General features: G+C 68.9%; 22 protein-coding genes. 11 read left to right on the top strand and 11 right to left on the bottom strand.

Annotation, left to right across the window (positions count from 1 at the left end; all coding sequences use genetic code 11):
* The first annotated feature begins 18 nt into the window (after window positions 1-18).
* Entirely contained in the window at window positions 19-501 is a 483-nt protein-coding gene (locus MTP10_RS00775; protein WP_310706965.1) for a GNAT family N-acetyltransferase, read from the top strand.
* An 8-nt stretch (window positions 502-509) separates the two neighbouring features.
* Here the strand turns inward: MTP10_RS00775 and MTP10_RS00770 are convergent, their stop codons facing one another.
* The 3 genes from MTP10_RS00770 to MTP10_RS00760 form a co-directional block, all read right to left on the bottom strand.
* Window positions 510-1,148, bottom strand: coding sequence for a GPP34 family phosphoprotein (locus tag MTP10_RS00770; protein WP_310706964.1), 639 nt, complete (start codon window positions 1,146-1,148; stop codon window positions 510-512).
* On the bottom strand, window positions 1,145-2,530 hold the full coding sequence (locus MTP10_RS00765) for an APC family permease (protein ID WP_310706963.1): 1,386 nt from the start codon (window positions 2,528-2,530) through the stop codon (window positions 1,145-1,147). The genes MTP10_RS00770 and MTP10_RS00765 overlap by 4 nt, the downstream gene beginning before the upstream one ends.
* Window positions 2,531-2,786: 256 nt before the next feature.
* Entirely contained in the window at window positions 2,787-3,923 is a 1,137-nt protein-coding gene (locus MTP10_RS00760) for a serine hydrolase domain-containing protein (RefSeq protein WP_310706962.1), read from the bottom strand.
* A gap of 198 nt (window positions 3,924-4,121) precedes the next feature.
* Between MTP10_RS00760 and MTP10_RS00755 the strand changes: the two genes are divergently transcribed.
* On the top strand, window positions 4,122-4,781 hold the full coding sequence (locus MTP10_RS00755) for a helix-turn-helix domain-containing protein (protein WP_310706961.1): 660 nt from the start codon (window positions 4,122-4,124) through the stop codon (window positions 4,779-4,781).
* Between the two features lie 15 nt (window positions 4,782-4,796).
* On the opposite strand, the gene MTP10_RS00750 is transcribed toward MTP10_RS00755, so the two are convergent.
* A complete protein-coding gene (locus MTP10_RS00750) occupies window positions 4,797-5,420 on the bottom strand; it encodes a shikimate kinase (protein WP_310706960.1) in 624 nt (207 codons plus the stop codon).
* 190 nt (window positions 5,421-5,610) lie between these two features.
* A complete protein-coding gene (locus tag MTP10_RS00745; protein WP_310706959.1) occupies window positions 5,611-5,805 on the bottom strand; it encodes a hypothetical protein in 195 nt (64 codons plus the stop codon).
* Between the two features lie 274 nt (window positions 5,806-6,079).
* Between MTP10_RS00745 and MTP10_RS00740 the strand changes: the two genes are divergently transcribed.
* The gene (locus MTP10_RS00740) at window positions 6,080-7,294 is read left to right on the top strand and encodes a cytochrome P450 (protein ID WP_310706958.1); all 1,215 of its coding nucleotides are present in this window, start codon (window positions 6,080-6,082) and stop codon (window positions 7,292-7,294) included.
* Between the two features lie 18 nt (window positions 7,295-7,312).
* On the opposite strand, the gene MTP10_RS00735 is transcribed toward MTP10_RS00740, so the two are convergent.
* On the bottom strand, window positions 7,313-7,738 hold the full coding sequence (locus MTP10_RS00735) for a DNA-binding protein (RefSeq protein WP_310706957.1): 426 nt from the start codon (window positions 7,736-7,738) through the stop codon (window positions 7,313-7,315).
* Between the two features lie 163 nt (window positions 7,739-7,901).
* Here MTP10_RS00735 and MTP10_RS00730 point away from each other — a divergent pair, with 163 nt between their 5' ends.
* Window positions 7,902-9,383: a serine/threonine-protein kinase gene (locus tag MTP10_RS00730; protein WP_310706956.1), complete on the top strand. Its 1,482-nt coding sequence runs from the start codon at window positions 7,902-7,904 to the stop codon at window positions 9,381-9,383.
* Window positions 9,383-10,843, top strand: a complete 1,461-nt coding sequence (locus tag MTP10_RS00725; protein ID WP_310706955.1) for a protein kinase domain-containing protein — start codon at window positions 9,383-9,385, stop codon at window positions 10,841-10,843. Before MTP10_RS00730 ends, MTP10_RS00725 begins: the two co-directional genes overlap by 1 nt.
* A gap of 18 nt (window positions 10,844-10,861) precedes the next feature.
* Here the strand turns inward: MTP10_RS00725 and MTP10_RS00720 are convergent, their stop codons facing one another.
* The 4 genes from MTP10_RS00720 to MTP10_RS00705 all read right to left on the bottom strand — a co-directional run bounded on the left by MTP10_RS00720 (window position 10,862) and on the right by MTP10_RS00705 (window position 13,969).
* Window positions 10,862-11,572, bottom strand: coding sequence for a hypothetical protein (locus tag MTP10_RS00720; protein WP_310706954.1), 711 nt, complete (start codon window positions 11,570-11,572; stop codon window positions 10,862-10,864).
* 260 nt (window positions 11,573-11,832) lie between these two features.
* Window positions 11,833-12,549: a TetR/AcrR family transcriptional regulator gene (locus MTP10_RS00715; protein WP_310706953.1), complete on the bottom strand. Its 717-nt coding sequence runs from the start codon at window positions 12,547-12,549 to the stop codon at window positions 11,833-11,835.
* Between the two features lie 118 nt (window positions 12,550-12,667).
* Window positions 12,668-13,126, bottom strand: a complete 459-nt coding sequence (locus MTP10_RS00710) for a GNAT family N-acetyltransferase (RefSeq protein ID WP_310706952.1) — start codon at window positions 13,124-13,126, stop codon at window positions 12,668-12,670.
* A gap of 72 nt (window positions 13,127-13,198) precedes the next feature.
* Entirely contained in the window at window positions 13,199-13,969 is a 771-nt protein-coding gene (locus tag MTP10_RS00705; RefSeq protein ID WP_310706951.1) for a methyltransferase domain-containing protein, read from the bottom strand.
* A gap of 120 nt (window positions 13,970-14,089) precedes the next feature.
* On the opposite strand from MTP10_RS00705, the gene MTP10_RS00700 reads away from it, so the two are divergent.
* Together MTP10_RS00700 and MTP10_RS00695 are read left to right on the top strand one after the other, a co-directional pair.
* Entirely contained in the window at window positions 14,090-14,458 is a 369-nt protein-coding gene (locus MTP10_RS00700) for a DUF4440 domain-containing protein (RefSeq protein ID WP_310706950.1), read from the top strand.
* 77 nt (window positions 14,459-14,535) lie between these two features.
* Window positions 14,536-15,141: a hypothetical protein gene (locus tag MTP10_RS00695; protein ID WP_310706949.1), complete on the top strand. Its 606-nt coding sequence runs from the start codon at window positions 14,536-14,538 to the stop codon at window positions 15,139-15,141.
* A gap of 125 nt (window positions 15,142-15,266) precedes the next feature.
* Here the strand turns inward: MTP10_RS00695 and MTP10_RS00690 are convergent, their stop codons facing one another.
* Window positions 15,267-15,896, bottom strand: coding sequence for a hypothetical protein (locus tag MTP10_RS00690; protein ID WP_310706948.1), 630 nt, complete (start codon window positions 15,894-15,896; stop codon window positions 15,267-15,269).
* 200 nt (window positions 15,897-16,096) lie between these two features.
* Here MTP10_RS00690 and MTP10_RS00685 point away from each other — a divergent pair, with 200 nt between their 5' ends.
* From MTP10_RS00685 to MTP10_RS00670, 4 genes are all read left to right on the top strand, one after another.
* The gene (locus MTP10_RS00685) at window positions 16,097-16,630 is read left to right on the top strand and encodes a hypothetical protein (RefSeq protein WP_310706947.1); all 534 of its coding nucleotides are present in this window, start codon (window positions 16,097-16,099) and stop codon (window positions 16,628-16,630) included.
* Window positions 16,624-16,974, top strand: a complete 351-nt coding sequence (locus MTP10_RS00680) for a replication initiator (protein WP_310707517.1) — start codon at window positions 16,624-16,626, stop codon at window positions 16,972-16,974. Before MTP10_RS00685 ends, MTP10_RS00680 begins: the two co-directional genes overlap by 7 nt.
* 272 nt (window positions 16,975-17,246) lie before the next feature.
* Window positions 17,247-17,486: a hypothetical protein gene (locus MTP10_RS00675; protein ID WP_310706946.1), complete on the top strand. Its 240-nt coding sequence runs from the start codon at window positions 17,247-17,249 to the stop codon at window positions 17,484-17,486.
* Window positions 17,483-17,905 carry a PIN domain-containing protein gene (locus MTP10_RS00670; RefSeq protein WP_310706945.1) on the top strand — a complete coding sequence of 141 codons (423 nt, stop codon included), beginning with the start codon at window positions 17,483-17,485 and terminating at the stop codon, window positions 17,903-17,905. The genes MTP10_RS00675 and MTP10_RS00670 overlap by 4 nt, the downstream gene beginning before the upstream one ends.
* The last annotated feature ends 192 nt before the right edge of the window (window positions 17,906-18,097 follow it).

The following is an 18,097-nucleotide window of genomic DNA, read 5'->3' as shown; positions in this document are numbered from 1 at the left end:
CCGAGAGAGAGGTAGCCCGTGTCAGCGTTGAAAGTCCGTCAGGCGACCCGCCAGGACGCCGCCCTCCTCGCCGGGATGAACCCCCACGTCCACGGCCTGCACGCCGACAATCGGCCGGACCTGTTCCAGGCGCGGCCCTCGGCCGAGGAGCTCACGAAGCGGTTCGCGGAGCGGCTCGGGCAGGAGTCCACGCGGATCTTCGTGGCCGAGCCGGCGGACGGTGAGTGCGCCGGGTACGCGGAGGCGACGGTGTACCACCGGGGGCCCAGCGTGCTGCTGAACGCGGACTCGTTCATCGCCCTGAACCAGATCGTCGTGGCGCCGGAGGCCAAGCGGCTGGGGGTCGCGACCGCGTTGCTGGACGCCGTGCGGGAGGCGGGCAGGGAGGCCGGGTGCCGGCGCCTGGTGACCGAGGTCTGGGAGTTCAACGAGGGCGCGCGCTCCTTCTACGAGGCGGCCGGCCTCCAGCCCATGAAGCGCATGCTGGAGCAGCCCCTCTGACCCCCCCTTCACCGGTACACGGCGACGGCGGCCTCGGCGACCAGGGTGTCGACGATGTGCACGAGCTCCTTCACCGTCGGCGAGTGCTCGTCGGCGATGGCGCGCAGGCGTTCGACGAGCCGGCCCGACGGCTGGCTCAGGTACAGCTCCGCCTCCACCCGCAGCACCGCCACCAGGCCGCACAGCGTGGCGCACCCCGCGTCGGGCTGCTTGAAGCCCTCCGCGGCCGACCGCACCCCCGACGACGCCCGTACGGCCCAGGAGATGTCGGTGAGCTGGTAGCGCAGGTAGGGCAGCATGCCCATGCGCCGCCTGGTCACCGGGGCCAGCACACCCTTGGCGACCAGGTCGTCGCGGGTACGGACGTAGATGTCCTTGGCCGCCGCCTTGAACCAGGACCGCACGTCCCGGTGGTCCCGGTCCCGGGGGATCAGGTCGAGGAGGGCGTCGATGACCGGGTCGTCCGTGCGGCGGCGGTCGGAGACGGTGATGCGGCCCTGGACGACGGCGACGCGTTCGGCCAGGACCAGCTCGGTCAGCACTGCCCCGGCCAGCGCCAGGGCCAGCGACGACTGGTGGGTCAGGAGCTTGCCGGCCTCGTTGTGGGCCATGAGGTGGAGGTCCTGGTGGAGCGGCAGCCGGTTCACACCCGCTCCCGTGGGGCTGCCAGGCCCTGGACGGTGGGCCGGCGTCCGGCGACGTACATGCCGGCCAGGATGATCGCCCCGACGCCGAGCCAGACGAAGCCCGTCACCTGCGCCAGGATGTTGGCGTTGATCACGACGAAGACCAGGATCGCCATCCCGATCAACGGCGAGACCAGGTGCGACCAGAGGTCGGCCGAGCGCTGCCGGATCCGGTAGTGCACGATGACGGACACGTGCAGCACGATGAACGCCAACAGCGCGCCCATGTTGATCAGGCTGCTGAGCACCTCGACGCCGTCCTTGAGGGCGGACACCCACAGCCCGAGCCCGACGGACAGCGCGGAGACGAGCAGGATCGCGTTGGTCGGCACGGAGTTCTTGACCGACACCTTGGCCAGGAACGCCGGGAGCTGGCGGTCACGCGCCATCGCGTACAGCAGGCGTGAGACGGCGACCTGGGCGACCAGGGTGTTGGCCACGCCCCATGAGATGGCGGTGGCGTTCGAGGTGAGCTGCCGCAACCAGTCGCCCCCGGCGACGGCGGCGGCGTCCTGGAACGCGGTGTCGCTGCTGTGGGCCAGCAGGCCGGCCGGGTCGGGCACGAGCAGGGCGGCGACCCACACCTGGACGATGAACAGCACGCCGGCCAGGATCAGCGCGAATCGCATGGCCCTGCTCACCTGCGCCGAGCCGCCGGTCGACTCCTCGACCAGCATGCTGATCCCGTCGAACCCGAGGAAGGACAGTGTCGCGACCGACACCGCCGCGAACACCACCGGCCACGAGAACGTCTCCGGGTTGAACAGCGGCGACAGGCTGAACCCGCTGCCCGCGCCCTGGAGCATCGCCCAGAAGCCGGCCACGAGGAACAGCGCCAGCACGACCAGCTCGGCGGCGATCATCACCCTGGTGAGCTTGATCGTCATGCGGACGCCACGCAGGTTGATCACCATGTTGACGGCCACGAAGATGATCAGCCAGGCCCACACCGGCACCTGCGGCACGCCGGCGTTCATGGCCTTGGACGCGATCAGGTAGAGCAGCCCCGGAAGGAGCAGGTAGTCGAGCAGGATCGCCCACCCGGTCATGAACCCGACCGGCGCGCTGATGCCGCGCCCCGCGTAGTTGTAGACCGAGCCGGACAGCGGGAACGCCTTGACCATCTGCGCGTACGAGGCCGCGGTGAACAGCAGGGCGACCATGCCGACCAGGTACGCGAGGACCGGCATGCCGGCGGAGCGGTAGTAGACCAGGCCGAAGATGGCGAACGGCGCGATCGGCACCATGAAGTTGAGGCCGTAGAGGACCAGGTCGGTCAGCCCGACCCCGCGACGCAACTCCTGTCGGTAGCCGAACTGCTCGATGTGCTCTTGTGGCTGCACGACAGTCTCTCCATGTCGCCATGCACCGGTGTGCGGGGGGTGACCGCCGGTCCGGACGAAGGTTCGGACATCGCGGAGTTTCGACCCGTGATCCTCCCGTAGCGGAGGGTCGCGTCGCAAGGGGCGGATGGTGCAAATGGGTACTGAGTGCTTGTTGTGACCTCAGGGTGATCCTTTGGTGGTCAAAGCACTCTGTCAATGCGGGCGCCGGTCGATCCGGGGGTCGTCGGGGGTCCCGGTCGCCGGCGCTCCAGGCTCAGTTCGCGCCCGGCCCGCCGCAGAAGACAACCTTCAAAAGCTCCTCCAGGGCCTTCGGGAACGCCTGCATCACGTCGATTGCGGCGTCCCCGCTGGTCAGCAACGCGGTCAGGGTCTTGCTGCCGTCGGGCGTGCTGTACATCAGCGCCCCGTAGCCCAGGGTGCTGCCGTTGTGATGGAAGACGGTGCCGCCGCAGTCAGGGCCCAGGTCCTGCACGAACAGCCCCAGGCCGTAGCCGAGCTTCCCGTGCGGCTTGCGCATCTCGGCCAGCAGCGGGGCCGGCAGGAGCTCGCCGCCCATCAGCGCGGAGATGAACGTCTGGAGATCCTGGGTGGTCGAGATCATGTCACCGGTGCCGGGCAGCAGGGACGGGTTCTGGCGGGTGACGTCGACCACCTTCCACTGGCCGGCGTCCTCGTACCGGTAGTAGCCGTGGGCGTGCGGCCCGGGGATGTCCGTCCGGGAGCCCGGCATCACGGTGTCCGACAGTCCGAGCGGCCCCAGGATCCGCCGCTGCATCTCCTCGGCGTAGGAGCGGCCGGTGACCTTCTCGATCAGCAGCAGGGCCAGCGTGTAGTTGGTGTTGGAGTAGCTCTGGTCCGTCCCCGGCTCGAACCGCGCCGGCTTCGACAACGCGAACCGCACCAGCTCCTCCGGCTGGTACGTCTTGAGCCGGAGGTCCACCCACTCCTGGCCCACCGAGGGGATGCCCGGCACGTATGTCCCGTCGGGGTCGAGCTCGCCCGTGTGGTTGAACACCCCGCTGGTGTGCTGCAGCAGCATCCGCACCGTGATCCGCCGGTCCAGGCCGAACTGGGGCAGATAGTCGTCCACCGGGGTGTCCAGCCCGATCTCGCCGGCGGCCACCAGCAGCAGCACCAGGGTCGCGGTGAAGGTCTTGGTGGTGCTGCCTATCCGGGAGCGCCCGTTCGCCGGCGGCTTCGCCTCCTCGCCCAGCCTGCGCACCCCGGCGCTGCCGGCCCACTCGCCCCGCTCATCGTGCACGCGCAGCTGCATCCCGGCGAAACCGGCATCGACGAACTCCTGGACAGCCTGCCGCAGGTCCGGGCGATCCTGCCCGGCTGCGGCCTTCGGCGCCGGCCTGTCCTCGACGGTGTGGAGGGATTCACCCATGACCAGTCCTCGCTTTGCGATAGTACGTGTTCTGTGCAACTCGAAAGCTACGTTGCATTCAGACCTTCGTCAATCTACGCAGAAGCGTTTGCGCAGGTTGTTGAGGACAAATTGGTGCAATGACGCTGCGCCCGAAAGCAACGCCATGTTGCAATGGATGGCGGCGAAGGCAATACTGGCGGCATGCCAGGAGGACGATTGACCCAGCAGGACCGCCGGCACATCGCGGCCGGACTCGCCGACGGACTCTCCTACGGCGAGATCGCCAGGCGGCTCGACCGGCCGACCTCGACGATCACCCGGGAGGTCGCACGCAACGGCGGCCCCGCGGGCTACCGGCCCCAGCAGGCGCACCAGGCGACGGTCCAGCGGGCACGGCGCGGCACGCCGGCGCTGCCGCACGCGGCCACACCGCCGGGCAGCGCGATGGAGCAGGAGATCCTCGAGATGGCGGTCAAAGCGGGGATGCCGGCGACAGCCGCGCGCGTGCACCACGACCTGATGCTGTCCGAAGACGGCAGACGCACCGCCGCGGAGCTGACCCGCAGGCTGAACGTCAGCCCCGCCTCTGTCTCCGTGGCCGTGAACTTCCTGGTCCAGCAGGGGTATGCCCGGCGCGAGCGCGATCCGCGGCGCCGTCGCGACATCTACGTGATCGACAACGACGCCTGGTACCACTCCATCGTGATCAGCAGGCGGCAGACCCTCGAAACGGTGCGTGCCACCATGGCGGTGGCCGAGACCTACGGGCTCGACAGCCCCGTGGGGCAACGGCTGGCCAAGACGGCGGAGTTCCTGGAACGCGTCAGCCTGGACATGATCGAGTCGGCCGACCGCTGGCGCACCCTGCTGGCGTGACGGGATTCAGCCCGGTCACCTGAGGAGCCCACCTGGCGCGCCGCCCGACGCGTCCTTCAGCATCGGCTCCACACGCACGGCGAGCAGCCGGTCGGCACTCTCCGTGGGATTCCGGCCGTCGGTGTAGACCGTTTCGGTGGCCAGCAGTGCATTCCCCGGGTCGCGCACCCACTCGTCGAGAAAGTCGTGCCCGTCCCCGCTGATCCAGTCGGTCCCCTTGGCGCTCATGCTCCGGCGACGCAGCACCTCCACGGACCGCTCGGGCCGGGCGCACGGGAGAACGAGGACCACGCGCGGGATGGCGGCGAGCGCCTGCCGGACGTCGGCGAACAGCCCTGAGTCCGTGTAGTGGCTGTGCCCCGCGCCGAGCGCGACGATCGCGTGCGGGTGTGCCTCCACGGCGCGTCGCACGGCATGGGCGCGGGCGGGCTCCCATTCGCGCTCGGCCGCCACCCGGCCGACGACCGCGGCACGCTCACGCAGCCGATCCATGGTCCAGCCGACCTCGGCATAGTACGGCTCGCCGATCTCGTCGACGTCGACGAACCGGCGTCCGGTGGCTTCGGCGAGCAACCGGCCCAGCGTGCTCTTGCCTGCCGCGGCCGGCCCGATGAGGACCATCCACGGCGTACTCGTCACCGCGGGCTCTGCGGCACGGACGGGCGAGAGCGCACGAGTAACGGCTGCCGAGCATCGGCACAGCCGTGCTCGTCAGACGGGGCGAGCGGAGAAAGACCCCGCACCGTCCCACGCCGGACTGGCCGATCCGCCAGATCGACCGCCGACGTGGACGCTCTCGCGTTGACGTGCCTGCCCGCAGTGCGCGGGTTCAGAGCTTGTACAGCTTGTTGAACGGGGCCGTTATCCGCTCCTGACGGGAGCCGAAATCGACGAACACGGCGACTTCGTCTTCCACGCTGATGACGACGCCAAGACCGTAGCGATCATGCGTCACCTGGTCGTTGACGCTGAACCGCTCGGCAGGCGGAGCCGGGGGCGGGGGTTTGAAGGGACTTGTGGGCATGTGGCGACGGGACGCGCCGCTAGCTGGCTTCATCCCCTCCAGTATGTGCCGCCTGCGAGGACACTCGCCACCGAAGATGGACAAGCTCTGCCAAAAGATCAAGCTCGGAGCGAGAAAATCGGCCCTCGACCTGGGCCTCCACGAGGGGTAGGTGACGGGAATCGCATTCCGGCCATCGGACGCGCGATGCCGGGCGTCCGTTGACGCGGGGCACAGCATTTCGTATGTTCCGCGTGAGCCGTCCCCCCGGGGGCCCGGATCGGAAGGGGTTGTGATGACCACCGAACGGAATCCGGACGGGATCTGGCCCGACATCGTCCCCGGACCACTCGCCACGCCGCCGCCGGAGTTCGCCCACAGGCGCGAATCCGGGCCGCTGGAGCCGGCGGCCATGCCCAGCGGCGACCGGGTCCCGCTGGCGGTCCGGTACGAGGACGTCCGCGCCCTGCTGGCCTCGCCCACCTCCAGCCGCAACCTGCGGCTGCCGGGGTTGCCGCGGTTCGTGAGCGGCATCGGCATCGACGACGACCCCGACGCCCTGGTGAACCAGGACCCGCCGGAGCACACCCGCTACCGCCGGATCATGCACGGCACGTTCACCCCGCGCCAGATCGAGCCGTGGCGCCCTCGTATCGCGCGAATCGCCCAGGACCTCCTCGACGGCCTGGACGACGACTTCGACCTGGTCCAGGGGTACGCGCTGCAGTTACCCGGCCGCGTCATCTGCGAGATGCTGGGCGTGCCGCTGGACCACTATGAGCAGTTCGTCCGGTGGACGGACATGTTCCTGACCACGTCCACGGCCACCGAGCAGGCTCGTTACGAGGGCTACACCGACTTCATGGCCTACGCCGCGGAGCTGGTCGCCCAGCATCGCGCCGAGCCCGGCGAAGACCTCATCGACCTGCTCATCCAGGCCAGGGACGAGGACGACCGGCTGTCGGAGGGCGAGCTGGTCAACACCGTCTTCTCCCTCATCACGGCCGGCCACGAGACGACCGCCTCGATGATCGCCCGCGGTGTCTTCCGCCTGCTCCTGCATCCCGGCCAGTGGGCCGAGCTGGTGGCGGACCCGACCCTGACGGCTGTCGCGGTCGAGGAGATCCTGCGCTTCGACGGGCCGCCCGCCAGCGCCTTCATGCGCCGCCTCACGAAGGACACCGACCTCCCCAGCGGCTCGCTGAGCGCCGGAACGGTCGTCATGCCGAACCTGAACGCGGCCAACCACGACCCGCGGGCGTTCGCCGAGCCCGGCCGGTTCGACATCCACCGCTTCACCGGCCATCCCCCCAACCCGCATGTGGCATTCGGTTACGGCCCGCACCGCTGCCTGGCCGCCAGCCTCGCCAGAGTCGAACTCACCGAGGCGATCAAAGCGCTGGTCACCCAACGCCCCGGCCTCCGCCTGACAGGTACGCCCGAGTCGGTGACCTGGACCGACGGCCTGGTGTACCGGCCGGTCGCCATGCACGTCACCACGGGCGGCTGACGCGCGTACCCGTACGACCTACTGCGCCGGGCTCTCCTCCACGCGGCCGGCCAGCCGCTCGTACCGCTGCCGGGCGGCCTGCGGGGTGCCGAGCCCCAACCCGAACGCGATCTCCTGCCAGGTGAGGCCACGGCCCCGTGCCATGAGCAGCAGCGAGGTCTCCAGCTGGTCCATCTCGGCCCGGACCAGCGGGACGAGGGTGAGCGCGGCGGTGATGTCGGCCTGGTCGACCTCCGGCTCGCCGTCGTCGTGCTGTGCGGTTCCCGCGGCGAGGAACGACACCAGCCTGACGGCCTCATGCGCGCCGACGACCTGCGGATGGATCTGACGATCGCGTTGGTCTCGCGTCGCGGCGTGCCGCTCGGCGATGCGGGCGAGGGCGGCGTACACGCGGTGCGCCCGCACCTGGTCGGGGTCCGGCGGAACGAAGGGATCTTCTGACATGCGACCAGAGTGCGCCATGGAACCGATCGTTGTCAACATTATGTTCAAACCGAGGACTGGGGCCGTCCTGATCTCGGAGGGGCTGGTTCACGCGACTGGCTCACTGGGTCTGACATTTCCCGCTATGGTGCCGAAGATCCCATACGCGCGTCGCAGGAGTGCCATGTCGCACGTCGAGCCTCTCCGGGAAGGCGACCCCGCCGCCGTGGGGCCCTACCGGTTGCTCGGCCGGCTGGGCGAGGGCGGCCAGGGAGTCGTCTACCTGAGCCGGGGGCCCGACGGCAGACCGGTCGCGGTCAAAGTGCTGCGCGAGGGACTCGCCGACGAGCGCTTCGCCAAGGAGATCGACGCGGCGCGCCGGGTGGAGCCGTTCTGCATCGCCCAGGTGCTCGACGCCTCGCTGGGCGGCGGCCGGCCGTACATCGTGACCGAGTACGTCGAAGGGCCCTCGCTCCAGCAGGCGGGCCGCCACGCCGGCGCCGACCTGCAGCGGCTCGCCGTGGCGACCGCCACCGCGCTGGCGGCCGTCCATCAGGCGGGCATCGTCCACCGCGACTTCAAGCCCGCCAACGTGCTGCTCGGGCAGGGCGGGCCCCGGGTGATCGACTTCGGGATCGCCCGGTCGGTCGAATCGGGGCTCATGGCTACCAGCGGCATCGTGGGGACACCCGCGTACATGGCGCCGGAGCAGCTGGCCGGCGAGCGGATCGGTCCCGCGGTGGACGTCTTCGCGTGGGCGTCGGTGATCGTGTTCGCCGCCACCGGGACACCCCCGTTCGGCGAGGACTCCCTGCCCGCGGTGATCAATCGGATCCTGCACAACGAGCCGCAGCTCGGCGACCTGCCGCAACCGTTGCGCGCGATCGTCCTGGAGTGCCTGGCCAAGGATCCGGCGCGCCGGCCGGCCATGCGGGACGTGCTGCTGCGGCTCCTGGGCGGACCGGCCTCCGGCCATCCGGCCGGTGCCGAGGGCCGCGGCCCGTCCACGGCTCCCGGGCGGCGACGGCGGGGGAGCAGGACGGCGCTGGTCGCGGGCGTCTCCGGGGTGGGGGCGCTGGCGGTCGCGGGCGCCCTCGTCTGGGGGGCCACGAGCGTCTGGGATCTCCGGGAACCGCGAACGAGTACGCGGCAACTGGCGTTCCACTCCGCCGGGACACCGACCTCGACGAAAACGCGCCAGCGCTCGAAGAGGACCAGGAGCCCGTCCACACCGAAACCGGCGACCACGAAGAAGCCGACCACGACGAAGCCGACCGCGACGCGGACCGTGAGGCCGACGCGGTCCGCCCCCCAGCCGACGGCCTCACCGCGGAGGACCTCGTCGGGCACCGGAGCCTTCCGGGTCGTGTGGGTGCGAGCCCTGGGCGCCAGGAAGGCCAACACCCAGGACTGCCAGGTAGGCTCCATCCTGACCTCCGCCCTGGTCGAGGGCACCAAGCTGTCCACCACCTTCCATTACGAATGGGTCCTGGACGGAAAGGTGATGCGGCGCTCTGAGGCCGCCATCGCCGAGACCCACACCCAGGAGCTCTCCGGCCCGCTCGTGACCTCGGCCGGCCCCCACCGGATCACCCTCCGCGTCACCTCGCCGGCGACGGCGTCGAGGGAGCTCCGGTTCACCGCCTGCCCGCCCGGGACCGAGTGATGAACCCGCTCCTGCCCGAAGACCCTTCTGCCGTGGGCCCCTACCGGCTCCTCGGGCGGCTGGGCGCGGGCGGGCAGGGGGTCGTCTACCTGGGCCAGGGCCCCGACGGGCGGCCGGTCGCGGTCAAGGTGCTGCAGGACGGGCTGGCCGGTGACCACCGCTTCGCCAAGGAGATCGACGCGGCGCGCCGGGTGGAGCCGTTCTGCATCGCCCAGGTGCTCGACGCCTCGCTGGGCGGCCGGCCGTACATCGTGACCGAGTACGTGGAGGGGCCCTCGCTCCAGCAGGCGGGCCGGCACGCCGGCGCCGACCTGCAGCGGCTCGCCGTGGCGACCGCCACCGCGCTGGCGGCGATCCACCGGGCAGGGGTGGTGCATCGCGACTTCAAACCCGCCAACGTGCTGCTCGGCAGGGACGGGCCGCGGGTCATCGACTTCGGCATCGCCCGCGCGTCCGGCCATTCCCTGACGGTGACGAGCAGCATCGTCGGCACGCCCGCCTACATGGCGCCCGAACAGCTCGCGGGCGCGCCGCTCGGTCCCGCGGTGGACGTCTTCGCGTGGGCGTCGGTGATCGTGTTCGCCGCGACGGGAAGTCCGCCGTTCGGCAACGACTCGCTGCCCGCGGTGATCCGCCGCATCCTGCACGGCGAGCCGTACCTGGGCGACCTGCCGGACCCGTTGCGCCCGATCGTGCTCTCCTGCCTGGCCAAGGACCCCGCCGCCCGGCCCGCCATGCAGGACGTCCTCCTGCGGCTCATCGGCGCGCAGCCCGCCGCCGGCACGACAGCGGCCCCGACGGGCCGCTGGGGCGGTACGGCGGGTCCTCCTGCGAGCCGCTCACGCCGGAAGGCGCTGCTGGCGGCCACCGGGGCACTGGTGGTGTCCGCCGCCCTGGTGGGCGGGGCGATCATGTGGACGCCTGCGCCCGCGAAGACGGACGCGTCCTCCCCACCGGCCACGAAGCCGGGCCCTACCACGACGCACACCTCGGCGGCCACGAAGCCGGGCACCACCACGACACCCAGCGCGGCGGCCAAGAAGCCGCAGCCCACCAGGACCGGCGGCTCCAGCCCCACCGCCTCCCACAGACGGCCGACGCCCGAAGCCACCGCCTCCCCCTCCAGAACCGCGACCACGGCCGCCGCCGCGGGGGCCGTACGCCTGGTGTCACTGACGCTGGAGGGACTGAAGACCGAAAAGGGCTGCTGGTCGCCCAGCCTCTTCCCCACAGCCATGATCAAGGGGCCGTCGGGCAGGCAGGTGGAGTTCGGCTACCGCTGGGTCGTGGACGGCCAGGACGAGGGATGGAGGACGGACTGGGTGACCGGTACGGCCAAGAACCGGCGCAACCCCTTCGGCGCCTTCGAGCCGGGCCACCACACGATCGCCTTCCACCTGCTGACCCCCTCGAAGGCCACCAGGAGAGTGTCGTTCACGGTGTGCGACCCGTACTCGTAGACGCTCCTCTGCCGCCCCTCACCAGCTCAGTACCTTCGAGCGGCCGGTCGGAGCCGGCAGCCGATCACGCAGCATCCGGACTCCCAGCGGCACCAGGGCGACGCAGAGCAGGCCGGTGACGAGCACATCGGAGATCGAAGCGCCCTTGAGCACGCCCATCCACGTGCCTCCTGCCAGGAGCAGCATCACGGCACGGACGGTGCCGAAGAGGCCAGTACGCCAAGCGGCGACGGCCAGCAGGAGCGAGCCCGCGTACTGGCCGACCGAGGCCCAGACCGGTACGCGCCACGGTCCGTAGGAGATGTCGACGTACTCCGTCATGATCGCGTTCGTTGCCCGGTCCAGCCCGACGGCCTCGGTGAGCTGAAAGGCGGTCTGGTCGGCGCCGGCGAAGTACAGGCGGGAGAAGAGCCCGGCCACGAGCAGGGTGGCGCCCCAGAACGCGAGGCCGCCACCCACGCGTTGAGCCACGGTGACGAAGGCGGGGAAGAGCAGCACCGCTCCCAGGGCGAAAACCGCGTAGGAGAGGGTGAGCAGGGCGGGTGCAGAGGTGTAGGCGAGGAGTTGGCCGTAGGCGGCGAACGGCTGCCTCTCGGCCCACGCGTGCTGCTGAGGGCTGAGCGCGGTGACGGTGCTCAGGTGGCGCAGCAGGAATCCCGCGCACAGGACGACCGGCCCCAGGACGAGCGTCGCGCCCCCGATCCACCGTCCGGGAAAGTACGTGTTCATGCCGGCGAGCTTCTCGGCCGCGAGCCGCTCGGATCATCTGCCGACCGACAGTCAGCACCCCTGTCGAAAGTCAGGTGAGCACGCGCCTACGTCGCCCGGTGCCCGCGCCTGCTCGCGCTCGCCGCGCTCCCGTACTACCGGGACACGCACCCGGCCTTCGCGGCGAATGCGCCGCACGTGATCCCTGAAGTCCTCGCGATCACGAGAATGCTCTGCGACAGGCCCTCGGGCGGGCACTCCGAGCCGTCGCAGGAGCCTGCTCACTGCTGGAGCGTCTGGCCGCGGTCGATGAGGTCCAGTACGGCGTCCCTGGTCTCGCGGAACACGGCGACGGTCTGGTCGGCGGCCGCGGTGATGGCCGGCTCTCCGGGTGCGGTGGAGGGTTCGAGCAGTTGGGCCACGGTGTCGGCGAGGACCTCGTAAGGGTCGTCGACGCCGAGCGGGGCGGTGGCCGGGTCCGTCATGGCGGTGCCGAACCCGGTGAGCACGGCGTGCAGGGCGTAGGCCTGGCTGGGCAGAGGACGATCGTGGCGGACCAGACCGTGCCGGTGCAGGATCGGCATGACCGCGTTGCACAGGGCGCTGGGCCTGGTTCGGGCGAACAGCTCGCGGTCGCCGGCATGCTGGGTGAGCAGCCGCAGCAGTTCGGCATCGCTGCGCAGGCGGTGCGCCAGCGGGAGTTGTGATCCTGTGCGGATCAGCAGCGGGGCGAGGCGGCGCGGCAGCACGTCGGCGGGGTCGGCGGTGATGCTGCCGATGACCTCATCCAGGAAGGTCAGCAGGTCGCGGGCGAACAGCCCGAGGATGAGATCTTCCTTGGTGGGCCAGTACAGGTAGACGGTGCCCTTGCCGACGCCGGCCGAACGGGTGATCTCGGTGACGGTGACCTTGCGCACGCCGTGGTCGAGCACCAGCCGGCGCGTGCTGTCCAGGATGCGGGCGGCTTTGCGCGAGTGGTGTTCGACCAGCTGGCTCACCGAAGCTGTTCCTCTTCGTTCACGCTCGAGTCGGGTCACACGGCGGCGACGTCGAGCTCCTTGTTGCTCATGTCCGGCCCTTCATTATCCGGCCCATGACCTGCGCGATGTGGCTCCCTCATCGCCGTGGGGAGGCCGAGGCCGGGGCGCGCACCATGAACACGTCCACCTCGTCCTCGGTCTCGACCGTGAACCCGTGCCGCTCGTACAGCCGGCGGGCCGGACTGCCCTGCAGCACGTTCAGCCGGACCACGGCGTCTTCGCGGTCGCACCGTTCCAGCAGCCTGCTCAGCACGGCGGCACCGATGCCCCTGCCCTGCAGATCGGGGTTCAGGTAGAAGTGCTCCAGCCAGTAGGCGTCCTTCGCCGGCCGCAGCGCCACGCAACCGGCGAAGGCGCCACCCACCTCGATCATCCAGGTGTGCACCGGCACGAACGCGTCCCGCAGGCGCTGTCGCACGCGGTGCTCGTCGTACCGCCCGAGCCGCACGAGATCCGGCCTCATCACCACGGCCCGCAACTCGGCCACCGCCTCGACATCCGCCGCCGAAGCCAGCCGAAGCTCCCAATCCGCCATGATGGGGATGGTATCGCCCCAAGATCCTGCCAACCCGGGGGCCTCCTATCCTCTGGGCGGACAAGTACGTAGTCAGAGCGGACCTTGCCGTCGGGTACGGGGAAGCTCGGCTTCGATGAAGAAGCGGTGGTCACGCAGGGTGAAAGCGCCCTCGGACCGCATGTGCTCATGGAGCCGTCGTAGCGGTTTCTCGTAGCGCTTGTGATCGAAGCCGGGAACCTGCCACGGGACGGCGCGTAGGTGGAAGACCACGGCGCCGATGTCGTGAAAGGTGTGGGCGACCATCTCTTCGCGAGCGTCCAGCACGAGCATCCCGCAATCGTGGAGTCGCTCGACCGCGATGCCCAAGGTCCAGCTCTCCGGATCGGCGGAGGGCGGTGCGCCTAGGGCGAGGTTCAGTTCCAGACCATTGCGGCTGCCTACTTGCTGGGTGAGCAGACGGCCACCTGCGGCAAGAACTCGCGCCACCTCGACTGCGTCAAGCGCACCATGCCTGTTGAGCACGAGGTCGAAAGTGGCGTCGCGTGCAGGGATGCGATCTGCCGCACCACCCAGCAGGGAGACGTTCATCGGTCTGAGCCGCTCGGCGGCGATGGGTATGTTGGGCTGCCAGCCTTCCATGGCCACGGTGTGGCGGGGCAGCGGTGCCAGGGAAGCCAGTACCTCTCCTCCGCCGGTGTCCATGTCGAGCAGTCGCCGCGTGGTCGCAAGCAGCACAGAGGCTCGCTCGGCGTAGGCCCAGGATGGTTGCCCGCCAGTCGTTCTGCCGCGCAACCAGCCGAAGTCCCATCCACGAACAGATGCCTGAATGGCTTGTTCTACGAGATCGTCGTAACCGGGCACGCGGTCACGCTAATCAGGAAGGCGGCTGGTGGCCACCGGATTACTGGCTCGGCCGGCTTTCTTGGCCCTGCCGACCCCGGCCCTGCCCTCGCCGGAGGCATGTCCTGTAGGTTGATCGCCATGGTGGGCGAGGACGATTCGATCCAGGCTGCTGTCGCCGGGGAAATTCGACTTCTCGACCATGAGGTCCGCTCGTCGGCCATTCTTATGGGCGAGTTGATGGATCTGGAGTTCTTCGAGATCGGCGCCTCGGGGCGTGTGTGGGACCGTGATTCGATCATTGCGGCCCTTTCCCAGGACCCGGAACGATCGATGGCTCCGATCCAGGTGAGCGAGATGGCAGGGACGCTGCTCGCCCCCGGTTTGGTTCACCTGACCTATGTGTCGAACTACAACGGTCGCCGTGCGCGCCGTAGTTCGTTGTGGCGGTACTCGACCGAGAAGGGGTGGCAGGTGTACTTCCACCAGGGGACGTTGAGCACGTACTGACGGGTCTGGAACCGGAGGTCGTTCCGGAAAGCCGGAGACGTCTCCCACTGGGTTTCGGGACTGACACGCGCACCTGCATGATTGATACGTTGATCTACATGGGCGCCGGGACGAGATCACTGAACCTGACGGATATAACGACGGCATTGGACATGGCGCTCGTTGCCTTCGGAGCTGCGGGCACCGAAACGGCGTATCGCGTGTGTGGCACCAGCGCAGCGCTCATGCAAGGCGTCCCACTCCCTGTCGGGGACATCGACATCTTGCTCGCCGGGCGGGAGGACGTGGACACGTTCGCCGCAGCACTCTCATCGTTTCCCTGCCTCAACGCCGCTTCATGGCTGCCTGAATCTTCGCAATACTTCGCCAGGTTCGAGGTGAATGGAGTCGCAGTCGAGCTCAGCACAGTCGAGCGGCAAGTCGATTCGGATGTCATGGAATGCGTGGGCAGCGGGCCATGGCAGCATTACGTCCTGATCGCCTGCGGCTCTCACCAGGTGCCGGTGGTCCGGCTGGAACTCCGGTTGGTCACGGAGCTCCTGCGAGACCGGGCTGATCGATATGGCCCTCTCCTCGACCACATGGGTACGCACGGGTTCGATCCTGATCTGCTGCACCGGGCCATGGATGCCCACCGCATTCCTGCTCACCACCGGCTGCTGGTTCAAGACCGCCTCGCATGACAGATGCCTGCGAACGCCGGAGGCAAGCCCGGGGCCGTGCTTCCGGCTGATCGTCGCGAGTGCGAGGACGCGTACCCCGTCCGGCAGCCGGAAGAGGCCGTCCGATCGCCCGCGACCTACTCGGATCACTCCTGGGAGCGCCGGTCGTCCACCTCGACCGACAACATCCCCCACTGGGCGCGGAGCTTGACCAGCTCGCCGGCCAGTTCTTCGCTCGACCTGGCCAGGTGCTCGTGGGGGAGGAAGTGGACGACCGTCCCGGTCGTGCCGTCATCGCTGATCGGCGTCAGACCCGTGACGGGGATGCCGTGTTCGTAGCGCTGCGTCCAGGCTCCACCTCGGCGACGGTTGGTGTGGACGAGCCGGACGCTGAACGCCGCGACGACGGACATGCCCCGGCGCGGATGGCCATCGGGTAGCAACGGGGCGTCGGGAAGGTCGAAGAACCGCAGGTCTTTCGATGCCATGACGGGCTTCTTCACGGCTTGTCCGTGATCGTCGATGCGGGTGTCGGTGCCTCGTCCGTCATCCGCCACGGACACCGAGTCGTCGGGGTGGAGGGTGACGGTGCAATGCCCCCCGTTGTTGCTCTCGGCTTCGTCAGCCGCATAGGCGAGGACCTCGAGGATCAGATGCCGGACGCCACCCGGAGCGAACACGGCCGGGTTCTGCCGGATGTACGAGAGGTGCTCGATGTCCACGCCGCTCGCCCAGTCGTGCGTCGTGTTACGCCAGGAGGCCCTCGGAGTGTTCACCGGGGAAGACTACGCCCGCCGGAGCTCGCACCTGTGCCGGCGACCGCGATACCCCGGCGATCATGAAGGCGATGCTTGGTTCCCCGCCTGTTCTGGCACGCGTCCGGCACGGAGCTGCCGTGTGTCCATCGTTCGCGGGGCAGGCCGGCTGCGCTGCTCCGGCATCTGAAACCGTCGTGGACGGATTCTATGCTTCCGCCATGAGCAGAGACGGATCTTCAGCCGTGCGTACGAAGCGGATGGAGGTGGAGGTGGAGGACTGTGGTCGGGTCTATCTCATGGATCGGGGGGACTATGAAGCCGCCGACGGGTCAAGCGACTCACAAACTCACGCACCTGGGCTCATGAGGTCGGAGGGGAGAGGCCTCGCGAGCCTGAACATCGCCACGCAGTGGGGGGACATTCCGTTTACGGTGACCGCAGCCGACCGGGATCCAGGTGCTGACCTCGACGGCTATGAGGACATCGGGGAGATGAGTTTTGACGCCCCATCGGGCGAGGTCTTCCTGGCGGGATGGCTCATGGACTGGGACGACGAAAAGGCACACGACCTTTCCCCGCTGCTGTCCGGCTCCCGTACATACCGTTTGCGATATCACATCAGAGGAATCGATGAAGAGCGCTGCTGGGTAGATGACCACTACCTTCAGATATGGCCGGCGCCACTCCACGGCCCGGCCGTGCTGAAGACCACAGATGAAGCCTTCCGGCACCTTCTGAAGCCTGAATCCTGACGCGAATCGATCAGCCCCGCGACCTGGCGTTTCTCGCGCGACGCACTCGCGGGCATGCCCCCGCCGGCAAGTGCCTCGGCTACCTCACCAAGTACCTGACCAAGAGCCTGGCCGACCCCCTCGACGCCACCGCCGACAACGCGACCCGGCGCGAGCACGCCGCCCGCCTCGTCGAGGCCCTGCGCACCGAACCATGCTCGCCCACCTGCGCCAACTGGCTGCGCTACGGCAGCCAACCCAAGAACGCCAAACCCGGGATGCTCCGCGGCCGCCACCGTGGCAAGGCCCACAAGCCCGACCACCTCGGCTACGCAGGCCGCCGCGTCCCCGTCCCCCTCGGCTGATCGCACGCCGGTCGCACGCAAGGTCGAGAAGGCCCTGGAGACAATCAAGGCCCGGGTTGGGATCTCTCCCTTACCTGGGCCTTCGCGGCGACCTGGGCTTATGTGGGTCGGGTAACCGTGAGTCCCCATGGCTCCTTACTGATCGCCCTACGAACGGGCACGCAGCGGGCGGGCTCTTCGGGCGAGCGCGAGAACGCTCTGGCACAGGTCCTCTTGGCCCGGCTGTGCCGCGCCATGTCGCCAGCGAAACCGCTCGCGTACACTCGTTTAGCATGAGCGCTGGACACGCGCATGAGGAGCTTCACCACCTGGTGGATCGGCTATCGCATGACCAGGCACGTCGCCTTCTGCGCTTGGTCAAGACCGACCCGGAACTCGCCGATGTCTCAGACGAACGCGACGAACCGGTACGTCGTCGTCTCTCGATCGCCGGCATCGGCGCGTCCGGTGAAGGCGATCTATCGGAACGGGTCGAAGATCTGCTGGCGGAACGGTTCAATCGGTCGACGTGACCGCTGTTCTTCTGGATACAGGTCCCTTGATCGCCGTGGTCGATCGAGATGACAAGCACCACGCTTCCTGCGTCCGACTACTGGAAAGCTTGGACGGGCCCCTGCTCCTGCCGTCGACAATCTTGATTGAGGCTGGCTGGACCATCAATCGACACATGGGTTCGTCCGTGCATGCCAAGTTTCTGGATCTCGTGACTGACGAGTTTGAACTAGTTAACCTGATTTCGTCGGACATTCGGCGAATGGCGGAACTTGTCCGGACCTACAGGGACGCACGCCTAGACCCGGCCGACGTGTCGGTTGTCGCGATCGCCGAGCGGCTTGCGATCACGCACATCGCCACTCTCGATCGAGATTTCTCACTGATGCGTCCTCGCCATGTGGCGGCGTTCACGCTGCTACCCGAGACACTACCGTGAAGTGGAGCGGGTGATGGGAATTGAACCCGCGCTGTCAGCTTGGGAACTGCATCGATCACGGCCCGCTGGGGCACTGAGCTGGGCGGAAGGCTGGTCCTGAGTGACCGTGGTTGACCCCTCGTCACCCCTCTTAATGGCCCGCTAATGGCCCGGTGATCAGTCTGCGACCTGGTGTTTCTCGCGCGACGCGCG

The sequence above is a fragment of the Nonomuraea sp. 3-1Str genome (assembly GCF_031570565.1).
Classification (GTDB): domain Bacteria; phylum Actinomycetota; class Actinomycetes; order Streptosporangiales; family Streptosporangiaceae; genus Nonomuraea.
The sequence above is the reverse complement of the archived record's forward strand: the minus strand, read 5'-3'. Positions and strand labels throughout refer to the sequence as shown.